The 17,930-nt window shown below is 73.4% G+C and carries 17 protein-coding genes; 7 read left to right on the forward strand and 10 right to left on the reverse strand.

Annotated features, from left to right (window positions below; genetic code table 11):
* The 3 genes from ACIQMV_RS22865 to ACIQMV_RS22875 all read right to left on the reverse strand — a co-directional run bounded on the left by ACIQMV_RS22865 (nt 1) and on the right by ACIQMV_RS22875 (nt 3,317).
* On the reverse strand, nt 1-2,223 hold the full coding sequence (locus ACIQMV_RS22865; protein ID WP_402595077.1) for an NHLP family bacteriocin export ABC transporter peptidase/permease/ATPase subunit: 2,223 nt from the start codon (nt 2,221-2,223) through the stop codon (nt 1-3).
* Entirely contained in the window at nt 2,220-3,026 is an 807-nt protein-coding gene (locus tag ACIQMV_RS22870; RefSeq protein WP_402595079.1) for an HlyD family efflux transporter periplasmic adaptor subunit, read from the reverse strand. The genes ACIQMV_RS22865 and ACIQMV_RS22870 overlap by 4 nt, the downstream gene beginning before the upstream one ends.
* 75 nt (nt 3,027-3,101) lie before the next feature.
* Complete coding sequence (locus ACIQMV_RS22875; protein ID WP_141355458.1) at nt 3,102-3,317, reverse strand: type A2 lantipeptide; 216 nt, start codon at nt 3,315-3,317, stop codon at nt 3,102-3,104.
* Nucleotides 3,318-3,932: 615 nt separating this feature from the next.
* On the opposite strand from ACIQMV_RS22875, the gene ACIQMV_RS22880 reads away from it, so the two are divergent.
* The 4 genes from ACIQMV_RS22880 to ACIQMV_RS22895 all read left to right on the forward strand — a co-directional run bounded on the left by ACIQMV_RS22880 (nt 3,933) and on the right by ACIQMV_RS22895 (nt 9,895).
* Nucleotides 3,933-5,252 (forward strand): S1 family peptidase, encoded by a 1,320-nt coding sequence (locus tag ACIQMV_RS22880; RefSeq protein WP_402595081.1) that lies wholly within the window; start codon nt 3,933-3,935, stop codon nt 5,250-5,252.
* Between the two features lie 254 nt (nt 5,253-5,506).
* A complete protein-coding gene (locus ACIQMV_RS22885; protein WP_402595083.1) occupies nt 5,507-7,954 on the forward strand; it encodes a SpoIIE family protein phosphatase in 2,448 nt (815 codons plus the stop codon).
* 100 nt (nt 7,955-8,054) lie between these two features.
* Nucleotides 8,055-8,372 (forward strand): WXG100 family type VII secretion target, encoded by a 318-nt coding sequence (locus ACIQMV_RS22890; protein WP_365417993.1) that lies wholly within the window; start codon nt 8,055-8,057, stop codon nt 8,370-8,372.
* Between the two features lie 101 nt (nt 8,373-8,473).
* Nucleotides 8,474-9,895, forward strand: coding sequence for a cytochrome bc complex cytochrome b subunit (locus tag ACIQMV_RS22895; RefSeq protein ID WP_402595212.1), 1,422 nt, complete (start codon nt 8,474-8,476; stop codon nt 9,893-9,895).
* On the opposite strand, the gene ACIQMV_RS22900 is transcribed toward ACIQMV_RS22895, so the two are convergent.
* A complete protein-coding gene (locus ACIQMV_RS22900; protein ID WP_141355450.1) occupies nt 9,825-10,214 on the reverse strand; it encodes a cytochrome c oxidase subunit 4 in 390 nt (129 codons plus the stop codon). The two genes, ACIQMV_RS22895 and ACIQMV_RS22900, sit on opposite strands and share 71 nt — an antisense overlap.
* On the reverse strand, nt 10,211-11,887 hold the full coding sequence (gene ctaD / locus ACIQMV_RS22905) for a cytochrome c oxidase subunit I (protein ID WP_402595086.1): 1,677 nt from the start codon (nt 11,885-11,887) through the stop codon (nt 10,211-10,213). Before ctaD ends, ACIQMV_RS22900 begins: the two co-directional genes overlap by 4 nt.
* Here ctaD and ACIQMV_RS22910 point away from each other — a divergent pair.
* Nucleotides 11,866-12,453 carry a DUF6479 family protein gene (locus tag ACIQMV_RS22910; RefSeq protein ID WP_402595088.1) on the forward strand — a complete coding sequence of 196 codons (588 nt, stop codon included), beginning with the start codon at nt 11,866-11,868 and terminating at the stop codon, nt 12,451-12,453. The two genes, ctaD and ACIQMV_RS22910, sit on opposite strands and share 22 nt — an antisense overlap.
* A 22-nt stretch (nt 12,454-12,475) precedes the next feature.
* Entirely contained in the window at nt 12,476-12,652 is a 177-nt protein-coding gene (locus ACIQMV_RS22915) for a hypothetical protein (RefSeq protein ID WP_172632754.1), read from the forward strand.
* Between the two features lie 75 nt (nt 12,653-12,727).
* Here ACIQMV_RS22915 and ACIQMV_RS22920 read toward each other — a convergent pair whose 3' ends face one another.
* Complete coding sequence (locus ACIQMV_RS22920) at nt 12,728-13,315, reverse strand: hydrolase (protein WP_141355446.1); 588 nt, start codon at nt 13,313-13,315, stop codon at nt 12,728-12,730.
* Between the two features lie 46 nt (nt 13,316-13,361).
* Nucleotides 13,362-13,823: a MarR family winged helix-turn-helix transcriptional regulator gene (locus tag ACIQMV_RS22925; RefSeq protein ID WP_141355444.1), complete on the reverse strand. Its 462-nt coding sequence runs from the start codon at nt 13,821-13,823 to the stop codon at nt 13,362-13,364.
* 109 nt (nt 13,824-13,932) lie between these two features.
* On the opposite strand from ACIQMV_RS22925, the gene ACIQMV_RS22930 reads away from it, so the two are divergent.
* A complete protein-coding gene (locus ACIQMV_RS22930) occupies nt 13,933-14,439 on the forward strand; it encodes a metallophosphoesterase family protein (RefSeq protein ID WP_402595090.1) in 507 nt (168 codons plus the stop codon).
* A gap of 390 nt (nt 14,440-14,829) precedes the next feature.
* Here ACIQMV_RS22930 and ACIQMV_RS22935 read toward each other — a convergent pair whose 3' ends face one another.
* From ACIQMV_RS22935 to ACIQMV_RS22945, 3 genes are read right to left on the reverse strand one after another with little or no spacing between them, the layout of a single operon-like run.
* Complete coding sequence (locus ACIQMV_RS22935; protein ID WP_402595091.1) at nt 14,830-15,477, reverse strand: SRPBCC family protein; 648 nt, start codon at nt 15,475-15,477, stop codon at nt 14,830-14,832.
* Nucleotides 15,478-15,492: 15 nt separating this feature from the next.
* On the reverse strand, nt 15,493-16,599 hold the full coding sequence (locus ACIQMV_RS22940) for an XdhC family protein (RefSeq protein ID WP_402595093.1): 1,107 nt from the start codon (nt 16,597-16,599) through the stop codon (nt 15,493-15,495).
* A 2-nt stretch (nt 16,600-16,601) separates the two neighbouring features.
* The gene (locus ACIQMV_RS22945) at nt 16,602-17,846 is read right to left on the reverse strand and encodes a VWA domain-containing protein (RefSeq protein ID WP_402595095.1); all 1,245 of its coding nucleotides are present in this window, start codon (nt 17,844-17,846) and stop codon (nt 16,602-16,604) included.
* Nucleotides 17,847-17,930: the final 84 nt, after the last annotated feature.

Genomic DNA, 17,930 nt, shown 5'->3' on the forward strand with positions numbered 1-17,930 from the left:
TCACCGCTCCCTGACCAGCGCCGCGTACGCGCCGCCGCGCGCGACCAGTTCCTCGTGCCGCCCGCGTTCGACGACCGTGCCGTGCTGGAGCACGACGATCTCGTCGCTGTCGCGCACGGTGGACAGCCGGTGCGCGATCACCACGCAGGCGCAGCCGCGCCGCCGCAGGTTGTCCATCACGACCCGCTCGGTCTCGGCGTCCAGGGCGCTGGTCACCTCGTCGAGCACGAGGATGCTGGGCCGGCGCACCAACGCGCGGGCGATCTCCAGGCGTTGACGCTGCCCGCCGGAGAAGTTGCGGCCGTCCTGCTCGACCCCGCTGTGGATGCCGCCGGGGCGGCGCGTCACGACCTCGTACAGGGCCGCGTCGCGCAGCGCCTCCACCACGGCGTCGTCCGGGATCGACGGGTCCCACAGGGCCACGTTGTCGCGGACCGTGCCTTCGAAGAGGAATACGTCCTGGTCGACGAAGGACACGGAGGCCGCCAGCGCCCCACGCGGGATGTCCTCCAGGCGCTGCCCGTCGATGCGGATCACTCCGTCCCAGGGCGTGTACAGGCCCGAGATCAGGCGGGAGACCGTCGACTTGCCGCTGCCCGAGCCGCCGACGAGCGCCACCTGCCGGCCCGGTCCGACGGTCAGGTCGAAGCCGGTCAGCAGCGGCTTGTCCAGCGGGCTGTAGCCGAAGGTGATGTTCTCCAGCTCCACGTGCCCGCGCAGCCGCCGGGTGGAGTCCCCGCCGCCGGGGCGGGTGTACAGGGGGTCGGCCTGGAAGTTCTCGACGTCCTTGAGCCGGGCCACGTCCGCCGCGAAGTCCTGGATGCGGCCCGCGACGCCGTTGAGCCGGGTCAGCGGCGCGGTGAACCGGGTCACCAGCGCCTGGAACGCGACCAGCAGTCCGACCGAGATGTGCCCCTCGACGGCCCGCATTCCGCCGATCCACAGGATCAGCGCGCTGTTGAGGGTGGCGAGCGCCGGTGCGACCACGCCCAGCCAGGCGGTCGGCACCCCGAGCCGCTGCTGCTCCTCCAGGGTGGCGGCGTGCTGCCCGGCCCACTTGCGGAAGTAGCCGTCCTCGCCGCCGGTCGCCTTCATCGTCTCGATCAACTGGAGCCCGGTGTAGGCGGTGTTGGTCAACCGGGCGTTGTCCGCGCGCAGCTTCGCCGTCCGGGTGGCGCGCAGCCGTACGACGACCCGCATCGCCACGACGTTCAGCAGGGCCACGCCGATACCGACGAACGTCAGCTGCGGGTCGTAGGTGTAGAGCAGCAGCGCGTACAGCACCACGACCACCGCGTCGACTCCGGCCGCCGCCAGGTCGCGGGCGAGGGTCTCGGCCACCTGGTCGTTGGAGGCCAGCCGCTGCACCAGGTCGGCCGGGCTGCGCTGGGCGAAGAACGTGACCGGCAGCCGCAGCAGATGCCGCAGGAAGCGGGCGCTGGCGAGCGTGGAGGAGATGACGCGCCCGTGCAGCAGGTTGGCCTGCTGCAACCAGGTCAGCACGACGGTGAGCAGCACGCACGCGCCCATCGACGCGAACAGCACGCCCAGCAGCGAGGTCTGGCCGCCGATCAGGTAGGTGTCGATGTAGGTCCGGCCGAGCGCGGGCACCGCCGCGCCGACCACGACCAGCAGCAGACTGGCCAGCACCGCCGCCGGCATCGTCCCCGCGGTGCCGCGCATCCGGGCCGGGAGGGCGCCCAGCACTCCGGGTTTGCGGCCGCCCCGCTCGAAGTCCTCGCCGGGCTCCATCACCAGCACGACACCGGTGTAGCTGGTGTCGAAGTCCTCCATGGGCACGAACCGGCGGCCCTTGCCGGGGTCGTTGACGAACACCCCGCGCCGGCCGAGCCGGCGGCCCATGCCGTCGTAGACGACGTAGTGGTTGAACTCCCAGAAGAGAACGGCCGGCGCCTTCACCCCGGCGAGGGCGGCGGTGTCCATCTGCATGCCCTTGCCCGTCAGACCGTAACCGCGGGCCGCCTTCAGCAGGTTGCTCGCCCGTGAGCCGTCCCGGGAGACGCCGCAGGCGATGCGCAGCTCCTCCAGCGGGACATGGCGGCCGTAGTGGCCGAGGACCATGGCGAGCGAGGCGGCGCCGCACTCCACGGCCTCCATCTGGAGCACGGTGGGCGTGCGGACCGTCCTGCCCCGCCCCTTGGGGACGGGCCGTCGGGGCCGGGCGGCGCGCCGGCGGCCGCCGGTCTCCTGGGTGGTGGTCACGGCAGCAGCCAATCGAGGGGACGCTGGTCGGCCAGCCGGATCGAGGCGGCGGCCGGGGTCATGGAGTCGAGCCGGTACGGCGGTCCGCCGGCGGACGACCACGCGAGGCCGCTCTCCGTCGCGGACGAGGTGTCGAGCCGGACGAGTACGGCGACGGGCCGGCCCTTCCGGGTGAACTGCTCGCCCAGTTGCCCGTCCCCGAGGAAGGCGGCGATCCGCTGGGCGGACTGGGCCGACCGGTCCACCGTCCTCACATGGCCGCGCAGCACGCCGTAGCGCTGGGCGGGCACCGAGGAGACGGTCAGGTCGACCGAGGCGCCGGCGGGAATGGCGGCGGCGTTCTCGGCGGGCACGTACACGGTCGCGTACAGCGGGTCGGAGGCATGGGCGACCTTCTCCACGGCCGCGACGTCCGCGCCGGTGGAGACGATCTGGCCGATGGTGGCGGCGAGCGTGGTGATCCGGCCGGCGGCCACCGTGCGCACGGTCTCCTCGCTCTGGCCGGTACGCACCGTGAGCACGGGCGAGTTCGCGGGCAGCCGCTCGCCCTCCTTGGCGAGGACCGCGGTGACCTGTCCGGCGACCGGGCTCTGGAGAACGTAACTGCCCTGCCCGTGCGTGAGGATGGCCGGCGCGCCGACGGTGGACGCCACCGATCCGGTCACGGCCCACAGGGACGCGGCCGCCATGGCGACGAGGGTGACGGACAGGACGAGCCATCCCTGGGGGCGGGCGAGCCGCACCGGGAGGTCGAGTTCTTCCGGCGACTGGAGCTTGGCGAGGGCCTGTTGTCGGAACTGCACGTTATGGCTTCCTGCGGCAACCGCGAGCCCCGGAACCGGCGTGCGGTCCCGGGACTCGGCGGCAACGAGGTGCGATCAGAGACCGGCGACCAGGTTGGCGACCGGGGCGGTGCTCAGACCGGTGGCACCCTCGACCGTGCCGACGGCCGTGTTCACCACGCCGGAGACCGGGACAACGCTGTCCACCAGGCCGGTGGCGGTGCCCAGGGCGTTCACGGACAGACCGCCGGAGACGTTGTCGAGCTCGGCGTCGGAGATCTCGGCGGTCTCAACCTGGGGGGTGGGGTTCATGATGGAACGTCCCTTCATATGGATGTCTCACAAGGGGGGAGCGGCCTTCTCTGGGGAAAGACGGCCGCGACCGCGGGTACCGGGCCCCTTCCCGAGCGCCCGGCTGGGGTCCCGCGCTGCGATGGATGTAAGCACGGTGCGGCCCGCCGATTCCACTCAACCAGGCCTCCCACCAGGGCACTTGTCGATGCGACCGAGGAAGCGTGCAGGCTCGGCAACGGCATGGCGGCGACTTCTTCACACACCGCACCGCATCGGCGCACCGCCTCCCTTGCCCTTGCGCCGGTGCGTCCGGAACCGGGCCCCGAAGCCCTCGCAGGGGGCGCGCGGCTGTGCAGATCCTCCGACCGCGGTGACTTCGTTGGGCATTCGATGTGCAGATTCGCTGAAGCCTGGATTCCGCTTGCTGTTCGCAACCGTCCGTCGCCCTGCGGTCGCGGAGCGTCCCATCAGCCACTGCTGGCCGGGGGAGTTGGCCGATTCGGCATGGTCCGTGGGGAGTTGGCGATCGGGATTGAACACGTCGCCCGCCCCCTGCGTACCAACTGCCGTCCAGGCGTCCCCCAACCGCCACCGGACGGCGGTACAGGCCCCGTCCCCAGGAGGTCGAGAAGTTTGAGTCACAAGCGAATTCCGAAGCGCAAGGCCGCGATAGCGGCGGGCGGCGTGGTGGCGCTCGGTGCGGCGGCGGTGCTGCTCCCGAACGCCAACGCCTCCCAGGACGGCGCGGCGGGCGACGCCACTCCCAGGACCCTCAGGGCCGCGGACGCCTCGGGCCTTTCCGCGCAACTCGCCACGGCGCTCGGCGACTCCTTCGCGGGCTCCTACTACGACAGCGCCGAACGGCGGCTCGTCGTCAACGTGGTGGGCGGCGACTCCGGCATGGCCCTCCGGGCGAAGAAGGCGGGCGCGTCCGTCCGGCAGGTCGGCAACAGCACCGCCGCCCTGAACTCCGCGGCCCGGACCCTGAAGGCCGAGGCCTCCATCCCCGGCACCTCCTGGGCCGTGGACCCCCGCACCAACAGGGTCGTGGTCACCGCGGACAGCACGGTCACCGGCGCCAGGTGGAACAGGCTCCGGTCCACCGTCCGCGGCCTCGGCTCCGGCATGGCGACCCTGAAGAAGTCCGCCGGCACCTTCAAGACCTTCGCCTCCGGCGGCGACGCCATCTTCGCCCGGACGCAGGGCGGCACCGTCCGCTGCTCCCTCGGCTTCAACGTCACCGCGGGCGACGGCAGTCCCGCCTTCCTGACCGCCGGGCACTGCGGCGTCGCGGCCGAGCAGTGGTCCGACTCCCAGAACGGCGCGCCGGTGGCCACCGTGGACCAGGCCACCTTCCCCGGCAGCGACCTCGCCCTCGTCACGTACGACGACCCGGGCACGCAGGCCCCGAGCGCGGTCGACGTCGGCAACGGGCAGAGCGTCGAGATCACCGGGGCGGCCGAGGCCACCGTCGGCGCGACGGTGTTCCGCATGGGCAGCACCACCGGACTGCGCAACGGCACGGTCACCGGCCTCGACGCCACCGTCAACTTCCAGAGCGAGACCGGCGGTGTCGACACCGTCACGGGCCTCATCCAGACCAACGTCTGCGCCGAGCCCGGCGACAGCGGCGGCCCCCTGTTCACACAGGACGGCGGCGCGGTCGGCCTCACCTCGGGCGGCAGCGGCGACTGCACCCGCGGCGGCGAGACCTTCTTCCAGCCGGTCACCACCGCCCTCCAGGCGACGGGCGCGACGCTCGGCGCGGGCGACGGCGGCGGCGCGGCCGGCGACGTCGGAGACGCGGCCGGCGACGCCGGAGACGCAGGCGACCAGCAGCCCGGCGCCGGCCAGTCCGGCACCGACCCGTCCGGTGCGGGTGACCGCCAGTCCGGCGCGGGTGGCCACAACTCCGGCCCCGCGTACGGCTCCGGGCGCACCCGGACCCCCTGAACGGCCCCCGGGCGGCTACCCCCTGAGCCGCTCGCCCCGGGCCGCTGACCGGCTCCCCCACGCCACCGACCGGCCTGCCGGCCGGCGGTGCCCGCCGGTCAGTGGATCGGTCCGGCCCTCCCGGCGGAGGGCCGGACCGATCGGTCGTCCGGCAGCCGCGCCCTCCGCCACACGTGCGAACCTTTCGGGCGTCGTCCACCCCGGAACTCCCGGAACTGTCACAGGGGCTGCGTAATCGTCCGATACACGCTGTAATGACCAATGTGGTCAGTGAGGGCGCTACTGCACGAAGAACGACAACCCCGCGGGCCGAACTCGCTCTCAGAACGCTCACCTCCGCACCGGCGACCGCCGACCGGCTGCGCCGCGTGCTGGAGCAGGCCCTGGTCTTCACTGGGGCCGCGTTCGCCGGCGTCTACATCCGTGCCGCGACGGGCGAACTGCTGTGCCTGTCCGAGTCGGTCGGCGTCCCGCGGACCCTGTACGGGCTGCGGGACAGCTACCCCCTGGCCGGACGGTCCCCGGCGGCGGACGCCTGCCGCTCCGGCCGGCCCGTGTGGCTGCGACCCGAGGAACTCGCCGGCTCCGCCGACTTCCGGCGGATGCCGGCCGAAGACGTCTTCTCCCTGGCCGCGTTACCCCTGCGCGGGCCGGACGGCGGCGCGCTGCTCGCCGTCACCGACGAGCCGGGCGGCTTCGACGACGAGGGCCGCGCGTGCCTCGAACTGATCGCCGAGGCCGTCGCGTGCCCCGAGGCCACGGAGGCCGCCCAGGGCGAGGAGCTGCCGCCGGACGCGTTCAGCCTCGCCATGGACAGCGGGAGAGTGGAGGTCGGCGACCGCATCCTGGACCTGTTCGGCATCGGCCGGCCCGGCTTCGACGGCAAAGTGGAGACACTGCTCGCGCTGACCGTGCCGGAGGACCTGCCGTCCCTGATGTCCGTGGTCGAGGCCGACCACATGTCCATCGGCGAACGCGAGCTGGAGTTCCGCGCCCTGCGACCGGGCGGCCAACCCAGATGGCTGCGGCTGCGCGGACGGCTGCTGCCCGGCGGCGAGGGCCGTCCGGCCCGCCTGGTCGGCACCGTCGCCGACGCCTCCACGCTGCGCCCCGGCGTCAACGACGTCGCCCGCGTCCAGCGGCTCGCCGCCGCCCTGGCGACCGCGGGCACCGTCCGGGACGTCGGCCAGGCGGTGGTGGCCGCGCTGCGCGCACCGCTGCGGGCCGACCGGATCGCGCTCGCCGAGCTGGAGAACGACCGGCTCGTCGTCACCGTCCTCGACCCGCCCGAACCGGATGCCTGGCCCGAGCTGTGGCGCCTTCAGTGGCGCACCGAGTGGCCGGACGCGCCGGTGCGAGCCATGCCCACCCTGGCCGCCGCGCTGCGCGAGGGCCGCGCCCAGATCTGGCCCGCCGGGGCCACCCTCGAACCGGCCCTCGCCGACGTCGGCCCGGGCGGCCTCGCGGTGCTGCCGCTGCCCGCGGCCGGCCGCATGGCGGGCGCCTGCCTGATCGGCTGGGACACCCCGCACGACTTCGGCCCCGACGAACGCGCCCTGCTCACCGCCTCGGCCGGCCTGGCCGGGCAGGCCCTGCTGCGCGCCCGCGCCTTCGACGCCGAGCACGAACTCGTCGGCATGCTCCAGCGCACCCTGCTGCCCAGCCGTCTGCCGCAACTGCCCGGCGCCGAGGCGGTGGCCCGCTATCTGCCGGCCACGGCCGGACTGGAGGTCGGCGGCGACTGGTACGACGTGATCCCGCTGCCCGACCACCACGTGGCCCTCGTCATCGGCGACGTGCAGGGCCACAACGCGGGCGCCGCCACCCTGATGGGCCAGATGCGCACCGCCCTGCGCGCCTACGCAGCCGAGGGCCACCCGCCGGACGTGGTGGTCTCGCACGCCAACCGCCTCCTGCTGGAGATGGAGACCGACCTGTTCGCCACCTGCGCGTACGTCGAGGTCGACATGGAGCAGGGCTCCGCCTGGTGCGTACGCGCCGGACACCCTCCGCCGGTGCTGCGCCACCCGGACGGCCGTACCGAGATCGCGGAGACCGAGGGCGGGCCCCCGCTCGGCGTACTGACGCAGGCCGACTTCCCGATGACCCCGCTGCGGCTGCAACCCGGCACGGTGCTCGCCCTGACCACCGACGGCCTGGTGGAGTCCGCGGACGCCGACATCGACGTGGGCATGGCCCGACTCGCCCACGACCTGGCCGCCGCCGACCCCTCCCATCTCGGCCTGGTCGCCGACGTCCTGCTGACCGGCGCGGGCCGCGACGACGACATCGCGCTGCTGCTGATGCGCTACGACGGCATGGCCGTACGCCCGCTCAGGGAGAGCTGGTCGGTGTGGCGGGTGCCCGAAGCGGTCCGGCACGCCCGCCGCTTCACCCGGCGCACCCTGCGTTCCTGGGGCGTCACGGAGGACACCGACGCCGTGCTCCTCGTGGTGTCCGAGCTGGTCACCAACGCCCTCGTGCACACCGACGGCCAGGTCCGCCTGGACCTCACCCTGGTCAACCGGCGGCTGCGCGTCGCCGTCGCCGACGCCTCGCCCCGCACCCCGGTCAAGCCGACCAGCATCGGCTGGCAGGCCACCGGCGGCCGGGGCATCCTCCTCGTCGAGGCCATGTCGGCGGCCTGGGGCACCGTGCCGTCCGGCGGCGGCAAGCAGGTGTGGAGCGAGCTGGCGCTCTGAGCCCGCCCGCGGCGCCGCGACCCGCCACACGGGTATGCCGCGTCCCCGCCCGGCAGGTCGGGACTGCCGCGTGCGCCGGTCGTGCTTAGGGTCCTGGGCTGTGTCACACACCTTCGAAGAGCTCGTGGCCAAGCAGCGGGCGGCCGACGAGGCACACGACCGGGTCGAGCAGCTGCGGCAGAACTACGGACCGCCCGCGCAGGCGCAGTGGACCGGAACGCAGAGCGAGACGTACGAGACGGCCTGGCGGGCCTGGCGGGACCTGGCCCGTGATCTCCAGGCCGCCCTGAGCGAGTACGCGAGCGACGAGGGCAAGCCGCGCACCGAGATCGAGGCCGGCGTGGAGAGGGCCGCGCGGTCGGCCCCGGAGGCGGGCGAAGGCGGCCGGGACGAGGGCGGCGGAGCGGAGGAGCCGTGAGCCCGGCACGGCGCGGGCGCCCCGTACGCGGCGCCGGACCCGGTGAGCGGTTCACCGGCTTCCTGGACGCCCGGCTGCCGCTGTCCGAGGGCGGCGGGCTGATGCGCAAGGCGTTCCCCGAGCACTGGTCGTTCCTGCTCGGCGAGCTCGCCCTGTACAGCCTGCTCGTGCTGGTCCTGACCGGCGTGTGGCTGACGCTGTTCTTCCAGCCGGGGATGAGCGAGGTCGCCTACGCCGGGTCGTACGCGCCACTGCGCGGGGTGCTCATGTCGGAGGCGTTCGACTCCACCCTGCGCATCAGCTTCGACATCCGCGGCGGGCTGCTGCTGCGGCAGACCCACCACTGGGCGGCGCTCGTCTTCGTCGCCGCGATCGGCGCGCACCTGCTGCGGATCTTCTTCACCGGTGCCTTCCGCAGGCCCAGGGAGATCAACTGGGTCATCGGGGTGACGCTGTTCGCCCTCTCCGTCGCCGAGGGTTTCGCGGGCTACTCCCTGCCCGACGACCTGCTCTCCGGCACCGGGCTGCGCATCGCCCAGGCGATCGTGCTGTCCCTGCCGGTGATCGGCACCTACGCGAGTTTCCTCGTGTTCGGCGGCCAGTTCCCGGGGCACGAGATCATCCCCCGGCTGTACAGCCTGCACATCCTGCTGCTGCCGGGCGTCCTGATCGCGCTGGTCGTCGCGCACCTGATCCTGGTCTTCCATCTCAAGCACACCCAGTGGCGCGGCCCGGGCCGCGGCGGCCGCAACGTGCGCGGCAAACCGCTCTTTCCCCAGTTCACCGCCTCCTCGCTGGGCCTGCAGTTCACCGTCTTCGGCGTGCTGGTCCTGCTCGCCGGGATCGCCCAGATCAACCCGGTGTGGACGTACGGCCCCTACCAGCCGGACCAGGCGTCCACGGGCTCCCAGCCGGACTGGTACGTCGGGTTCCTGGAGGGCTCGCTGCGGCTGATGCCGGCCTGGGAGACGAACGTGGCCGGGCACACGATCATGTGGAACGCCTTCCTGCCGGCGGTGGTCCTGCCGGGGCTGCTGTTCGCCGTCCTGTACGCGTACCCGTTCGCCGAGCAGTGGCTGACGGGGGAGTGGCACCAGGAACAGCACCTGTGCGACCGGCCGCGGGAGCGCCCCGTCCGCAGCGGCCTCGGCGTCGCCGGGCTCGTGTTCTACGGCGTGCTGCTGCTGGAGGGCGGCAACGACATCATCGCGGCCGCCTTCCGGGTCTCCGTGAACACGATCACCTGGGTGCTGCGGATCGCGCTCGTGCTGGCCCCCGTCGCCGCCTTCCTGGTCACCCGGGCCCTGTGCCACGCCCTGCTGGCCAGGGAACAGGAGATCCTCGCCGAGGGCGAGGAGACCGGCGAGGTGCGGCAGTCCATCACCGGGGGCTACGAGAGCGACCACCGCGCCGTCGGGTCGCGCCGCCCCGGAGCCCCGACGGGACCGGTCGTCACTCGCCCCGGTGAACGTACTGGAACGCCATCCCCGCCACCCCCCGCACCAGCACCCCGAGACCGATGAGGAACAGCCACACCCCGTAGACCACGCCCAGCGCGCTGACCGAGAAGCCCAGCGCGGTGACGATCGGCCAGGTGCTCTCGGGCGGGAAGAACTCCAGCGGCCCGGCGGCGTCGGCGACCTCGGCCTCACGGCGGTCCTGCGGGCGCACTCCCTTGCGCCGGTACTGGATCAGGCAGAAGAAGGAGACCAGCGCCGCCATTCCGCACGCGATGACCAGCGCCGCCGTGCCGGCCGGCTCGCCCGACCAGACGCCGTACAGGGCGGCGCTGCCGCCGAAGAAGAGTGCGACGCCGCCGAAGAGCAGGGCTTCCACCTTCATCGGCGTCCCTCCAGTTCTGCCCGCTGGACGATGTCGGGGTGGTGCAGGTCGAAGGCGGGGGCCTCGGAGCGGATCCGGGGCAGGGCGTCGAAGTTGTGCCGCGGCGGCGGGCAGGAGGTCGCCCACTCCAGGGCGCGTCCGTACCCCCAGGGGTCGTTCACGGTGACCTGCCGTCCATGGCGCGAGGTGTGCCAGACGTTGTAGAGGAAGGGCAGGGTGGACACGCCGAGCAGGAACGCCCCCGCCGAGGAGAGTGTGTTCAGGAGGGTGAAGCCGTCGGCGGGCAGGTAGTCGGCGTACCGGCGGGGCATCCCCTCCGCGCCGAGCCAGTGCTGCACCAGGAACGTCAGCTGGAAGCCGGGGAACAGCAGCCAGAAATGGATCCTGCCGAGCCGTTCGTCCAGCATCTTCCCGGTGAGCTTGGGCCACCAGAAGTAGAAGCCGGCGAACATCGCGAACACCACGGTGCCGAACAGCACGTAGTGCAGGTGCGCCACGATGAAGTACGAGTCGGTCACGTGGAAGTCCAGCGGCGGCGAGGCGATCAGCACCCCGCTGAGCCCGCCCAGCAGGAACGACACCAGGAAGCCGGACGACCACAGCATCGGCGTCTCGAACGACAGCGAGCCGCCCCGCATCGTCCCGATCCAGGCGAAGAACTTGATCCCGGTGGGCACCGCGATCAGGAACGACATGATCGAGAAGAACGGCAGCAGTACCGCGCCCGTGGCGAACATGTGGTGTGCCCACACCACCGCGGACAGCATGGTGATCGCGATGGTCGCCCCGATCATCGGCAGGTACCCGAACTGCGGCTTGCGGGAGAAGACCGGGACGATCTCGCTGACGATCCCGAAGAACGGCAGCGCGACGATGTAGACCTCCGGGTGGCCGAAGAACCAGAACAGGTGCTGCCACAGCAGCGCCCCGCCGTTCGCCGCGTCGAATACGTGCGCCCCGAACTTCCGGTCCGCCTCCAGGGCGAGCAGCGCGGCGGTCAGCACCGGGAAGGCGGGCAGCACCAGGATCGAGGTGAACAGCACGTTCCAGGTGAAGATCGGCATCCGGAACATCGTCATCCCGGGCGCGCGCAGGGTGGTGATCGTGGTGATGAAGTTGACCGCGCCGAGCGTCGTCGACACACCCGTCACCACCAGCCCCATCACCCACAGGTCGCCGCCCGCGCCGGGGGAGTAGTAGGCACTGTTCAGCGGCGCGTAGGCGAACCAGCCGAAGGCCGCCGAGCCGCCGGGCACGAGGAACCCCGAGACGACCATGAGCCCGCCGAAGAGGTACATCCAGTACGACAGGGCGTTGAGACGAGGGAAGGCCACGTCCGGGGCGCCGATCTGGAGCGGCATCACCGCGTTCGTGAAGCCCGCGAACATGGGCGTGGCGAAGAGCAGCATCATGATCGTGCCGTGGATCGTGAAGAGCTCGTTGTAGGTCTGTTGGTTCATGAACTGCAGGCCGGGCCGGGCGAGTTCGGCGCGCATCCCCATCGCCAGCAGGCCGGCCAGCAGGAAGAAGCCGAACGCCGTGACCATGTAGAGCCTGCCGATCACCTTGTGATCGGTCGTCGAGGCCCACTCCAACAGCTTCCGGCCGAACGGCCGGGAGGGGGTGGCGGGCCGCTCGGCGGCGGATGCGGATGTTTCGGACGTATCGGTCATCGGCGGCGAGGCTACCGCCCTGCCCCGCGGCCGGGTCCGCGCCACGCCCTCGCCGGCTCGGCACGCATCGGCCGGGCAGGGCCGGGTGGGCGCCGGCCAGGGACACCACCTGGTACGAAGCAGCCGGCGCCGGCTCGGCCGCCGGGATCGCCGTCATCGTCGTCGGCGGTCTGGTGATCGCGGCGGTCCTGGTGTGGACCGTCCGGCTCGGCAGCAGGGTCAAACAGGGCGAGCCGAGGACTCCCCGGGGTGGCGACATCCGACGCTGCCGGAGTCCGGACCGGTCCACGAGGTCCGCCGGCGGCGTGAGCCGGCCGAGGAGCCCCGCGCCGAGGAGACCGGCCGCCGGCCGACCCCGCACGAACTCGGCTCGTCCGGCAGCAGGCGCGGCGAGGACCAGACCCGCCCGCGCTGGGACGGGGCTCCGGCGGCTCGTTCGGCAGTGGGGGCTCCGGCGGCGGGTGACCAGGGCCAGGGTGCCGGTCAGGGGTTTGCCGGGACCGGTTCCGGGGACTCGGGTCGTTTGGAGCACGGCGTTCCGGAGGGAGCCGCTCCGCAGCACCTGACGCAGAAGGAAGATGAGGCGTCGTGACCGCGCACACCAGCGAGAAGCACCTTGTCCGGCACCCCGAGACGGGCTGGGCGCAGGCCCGTCGTCCGCGGGAGGAGGGCGTGCGCACCTGCCTCCCCGCGCTCGAGGACCGTGGCGGCCCCCAGAAGGACCGCACGGGCAACGAGTCGAACATAGTGCGGGGTGAGGACTGAGCCGCCGGGTCCGGGCGAGCGCCGGGTCACGGGCCCGGGGAGACGGTCGGTGAGGCGGCGAGGTGCCTCGCCGCGTCAGCCGTGCGTCTTGGCCAGCAGTTCGAGGACCTCGGCGGTGGTGCCGGTCTCGCCCAGGCGCGGGAAGATCCGCTCGACACTGCCCCGGTGGGCCTCGGCGTCCATGTCGCTCATGGCGTCGGTGGCCAGCGTGACGTGGTAGCCGTGCTCGTGGGCGGCGCGGGCGGTGGACTCCACGCCGATGCTGGTGGCGATGCCGGCCAGCACGATCTGCGTCACCCCGCGGCGGCGCAGCTGCACATCGAGGTCGGTGCCGTGGAAGGCGCCCCAGTTGTGCTTGGTGACGGTGATGTCGCCCGGGTGCCCCGCCAGCTCGGGAACGATCACGTCCCAGCCCTCGGGACGGGCGCCACCACCGGGGCGCACCGCCTCGGTGCGGCCGGGCGGCACGTCGCCGAAGTCGGCGGCGAAGGAGACCCGGACCAGGACGACGGGCAGGTTCCTGGCGCGGAACGCGTCGGCGAGCCCGACCGTGCGGGAGAGCACCTCGGCGCCGGAGTACGGGGCGGTGGGCGCGCCGACGATGCCGGCCTGGAGGTCGATCACGACGAGTGCGGTGCGCGGGTCGAGTGCGGTGAGTGCCATGGGGGGCGGGCCTTTCGGAGGTGAGCTTTTCTGGCTGTGGTGCTTTTCAGGGCCGGGTCAGCCGTTCCAGCAGGGCGAAGGCCTCCAGGAGCGTCTCCCGTTCGGCCTCGGTGTAACGGTCCTGCAGGGCCCGGGTCAGCCACTCCCCGCGGCTCTGCCGGTCGCCCGCGATGCGCTCGCGGCCACCCTCGGTCAGGGTGACGAGCTGGCGCCGTCCGTCCTCGGGGTCGGGGCTGCGCCGGATGAGCCCGTGCCGCTCCAGGGCGGCGAGCGTGGCGGCCATGGACTGTGGCCGGACCCCCTCGGTGGCGGCCAGCGCGCTGGCCGTGGCCGCGCCGTGCTTGCCGACCAGGGTGAGCGCCGACACCTGCGGCGGGGTCAGGTCCTCGTCCCGCGCGACCTCACGGATCCGGCGCCGCAGCCGGCTGAACACCACCCGCAGGTCGCGGGCGGCGCGCGCGGCGGAGGCCGAGATGCCCGGCGGTACCTCGCCGGCCTTGTGATCCATGACAGCACCGTAGAACCGCCCGGACGGAACTGTCCAGTCTGGACTGAACAGTTTTGGCTGAAGATCTGGGCCGGTTCGCCGCCGCGGCGCCCCGCAGTACGCTGACCTGGTGCGTCTGCTGCTGATGTCCGACACCCATCTGCCCAAGCGCGCCAAGGAACTGCCCCCGCGGTTGCTCGCCGAACTCCCGCGCGCCGACGTCGTCCTCCACGCCGGGGACTGGGTCGACGCCGCCACGCTCGACCTGCTGGAGAGCCGCAGCCGCCGCCTGATCGGCGTCTACGGCAACAACGACGGCCCCGAACTGCGCGCCCGACTTCCCGAGGTGGCCGAGGCCGACCTGGACGGGCTGCGCTTCGGCGTCGTGCACGAGACCGGACCGGCCCAGGGCCGTGAGGCCCGCTGCGCCGCCCGCTTCCCCGGCCTCGACGTCCTGGTCTTCGGCCACAGCCACATCCCCTGGGACACCACCGCGCCCTCCGGTCCGCGCCTGCTCAACCCGGGCTCCCCGACCGACCGCCGCCGCCAACCCCACTGCACCTACATGACCGCGACCGTCACCAGCGGCCGCCTGACCGACGTGGAACTGCACCGGCTGCCACGCCGCACCCCGTGACACACCCGTGCCACGCGACGGCGTACGACGGCGTGACCACGCAGGAGGGCAGCCCCTGACTCAGGGGCTGCCCCGGGGTCACTCTTCCCTTTCTCGTTTCCGACTTCTCGGCGAGATCCGGGCCGCTCGATGCGTGGCGGCGGCCCGGGCGCTACGAGTGTGCGCTTTCACGGACCTCCTTCCCACTGGGATGCGCGGCACATGTGCTGCGGAGGCCATGCATGCCTCATCCGCTGATGGCGCGCGTACCCCTCCCGCACAGCCTCACACCACCGAATCCGCAAAACCCGCGAGAAACCCGGAACAAGTCGGAACAGCAGGTCACAGTGGCAACGAGGGACTGATCGAGGCTCACGGACACCCTCCGCACCGCACCCAGTGGCCGTCCGGTCAGCGGCGCCGGAGCCGGCGGACGCCCACGATCAGCAGTGCCACGGCCAGGGCCGCGCCGACCGCCACGGCGGCACGCTTGGCGACCGGTACCCCGGCGGTGCGCAGCAGATCCAGCGGCTCCGGCTCCGCGTACCGGGCCGCGTGCTCCTCGCGCGCCTCCGTCTCGGCGCTCCCGGCGGCGGCGCCGGCGGCCACGGGCGGCGTCTCGGCGAGCCGCTGCGAAAGACAGTCGGCGAACTGCCCCACCAGCCGGTCCCCCACCTCCGCCAGCACCCCGCGCCCGAACTGCGCCGGACGGCCGGTCACCGTCAGATCGGTCCGCACCGCCACCCCCGTGCCGCCGTCACGCTCCTGAAGCGTGCCCGTGACGGTGGCCCGCGCCGTGCCCTGCCCGCGTGTCTCCCGGCCGCTGGCGACGAGGACCATGCGGTGTGCCGCCTCGTCCTGCTCCTCGAAGACCGCCGTCCCCTTGTACGTCACCGTGATCGGCCCCAGCTTGACCTTGACCGAGCCGGTCACGGTCTTGCCGTCGTACTCCTGCACGGTGGCCCCCGGCAGGCACGGCGCCACGCGCTCGATGTCCAGGAGCGCCCGCCAGGCGTCGTCGACCGGCACGGGGACGGTGAACTCGTGGTTCAGTTCCATGACTTCTCCTCGTACTCAGGCGGAGCCGGTCGCGTGGATGGCTCCGGCGGTCGCGGTCAGGGGCGTACCGGTGCCGCCCCAGCGCAGCGCGACGATCTCGGCCGCGACCGACACGGCCACCTCTTCCGGCGTGCGGGCGCCGAGGTCGAGGCCCACCGGGGACCGCAGCCGGGCGAGTTCGTCGTCCGTCAGGCCGGCGTCGATCAGCCGCTCCAGCCGGTCGTGGTGGGTACGGCGGCTCCCCATCGCGCCGATGTAGGCGGCGGGCCGGCGCAGCGCCTCCTCCAGCAGCGGCACGTCGAACTTCGGGTCATGGGTCAGGACGCAGATCACCGTGCGCTCGTCGGTGTCCGTGCCGTGCAGATAGCGGTGCGGCCAGTCCACGACCACCTCCACGCCGTCCGGGAAGCGTTTCGGCGTGGCGAACACCGGGCGGGCGTCGCACACCGTGACGCGGTAGCCGAGGAAGGCGCCGATACGGGCCACCGCGGCCGCGTAGTCGATCGCGCCGAACACCAGCATCCGCGGCGGCGGGGCGAAGGAGTGCAGGAACACCGTGACGGCGTCCTCGCGGCGCTCGCCGCGCGCACCGTAGTGCCTGAGCCCGGTGGCGCCCAGGGCGAGTTCGCCGCGGGCGTCGGCGGTCACCGCCACGTCCAGGCCGGCCGCGCCCAGCGTGCCCGCCACCGTGTCGGGCCACACCGCGAGCGTCGCCCCGCGCGGGGCGGGTCCGTCCACCACGGTCACCACGGTCACCGGGTCGCCCGCGGCGACGGACGCGGCGACCGCGCCGAAGGCCGGGTCGGACTCCTGGGTCACCTGCCTGACCAGCACGGAGATCTCACCACCGCAGGTGAGCCCCACCGCGAACGCGTCCTCGTCGCTGTAGCCGAACGTCGCCACCCGTGCCTCGCCGCCGGCCGCGACCTCCTGGGCCAGGTCGAACACCGCCCCCTCCACGCACCCGCCGGACACGCTCCCCACCACCTCGTCGTCCGGCCCCACGGCCATCGCCGCACCGGGGTCGCGCGGCGCGCTGCGACTGACCGTGACGACGGTCGCGAGGCCGAACGGCACCCGCGCCGCGTACCACCGCTCCAGTACCGGAAGAATGTCCCGCACGCTCAGCTCCTCTCCCACGACCCCGGCACCTGGCCGGCCGCGTCCGTGCCGGCGCCCTGCACCACCGCCGCCAGACGCTCCAGCGCGGCCAGGCTGTGACCCTCGACGAAGTCGTCCACGCTGGGCAGCGCCGCCGCCATGCCGGCGGCCAGCGGCGCGTAGCCCGGGCGCGCCTTGCGGGGGTTGGACCAGATCACCCGGTGCGCGAGCCGGTGCAGGCGCCGCATCTGGGCGGCGAGCAGGTGCGGGTCGCCGCGCTCCCATCCGTCGGACAGCAGTACCACGACGGCGCCGCGCGCCATGCCCCGCTGGCCCCAGCGGTCGAGGAACTCCCGCAGCAACTCACCCAGGCGGGTGCCGCCGCGCCAGTCCGGCACGGCCTCGGCGACCGCGGCCATGGCCAGGTCCGGGTCGCGGTGCGACAGCTCCCGGGTCACCCGGGTCAGCCGGGTGCCGATGGTGAACACCTCCGTGCGCCGCCCCCGGGCGGCGGCGTGCGCGAAGCGGAGCAGGGCGTCGGCGTAGGGCCCCATGGATCCGCTGACGTCGACCAGCAGCACCACCCGCCGCGGCCGCTCCGCGCGCGCGTGCCGCCGCAGCAGCGCCGGCTCGCCGCCCAGCCGGAGCAACTCCCGCACGGTGCGGTGCGGGTCCACGTCCCCGCGCCGGGCCGGCCGTCGCCGCGCGGTGCGCCGCGGCTGCCCGCGCAACGCGAACGCGGCGAGCAGCCGGCGCACCTGTGCGCGTTCCGTGGGGTCCAGCTCCGCCACGTCGCGGTGGCGCAGCACCTCGGCGGAGCTGGCGAGCGTTGCGGTGGGCGGCCCCTGCAGCCGCTCTCCGGGCGGTCCGGTGCGCGACCCTGCGGGCGCCTCCCGCAGGACCGGTCGCGGCCGGGGCGGGGGAGCGGTCCGGGCCGGGCGGGCCGGTGTCCCGTCGGTGCCGAAGTACGCGGCGAACACCCGCTCGTAGCGTTCCAGGTCGTCCCGGTCCCCGCACAGCGTCACCCGGCCCGCCCAGTACACGTCCGTCCGCAGCCCGGGGCGCAGGGTGTCCACCGCCCGCAGGAAGGCGTGCACCCGCTCGGCGCTCGCCGCGACCCCGGCGGCCCGCAACGCCCGCGCGAACCCCAACAACGCGGCATCACCCTCCGGCCGACGCCCTTCGCCATGCCTGCCGGCCCTGGCGTCCGTGGTGTGCCCGGCGCGGCGGTCCTGGGCAGGGCCGGTGACGTCCGCGGTGCTACGCATCTGGGGTCGGTGCTCCTGCGGGCCCAGCTCGTCGGGCCCGTGCGGACCGGGAGCTTTTCCATGCCCGTCCGCCCCGGCGTCCGG

The sequence above is a fragment of the Streptomyces sp. NPDC091412 genome (assembly GCF_044756885.1).
In the GTDB taxonomy this organism is placed as follows: domain Bacteria; phylum Actinomycetota; class Actinomycetes; order Streptomycetales; family Streptomycetaceae; genus Streptomyces.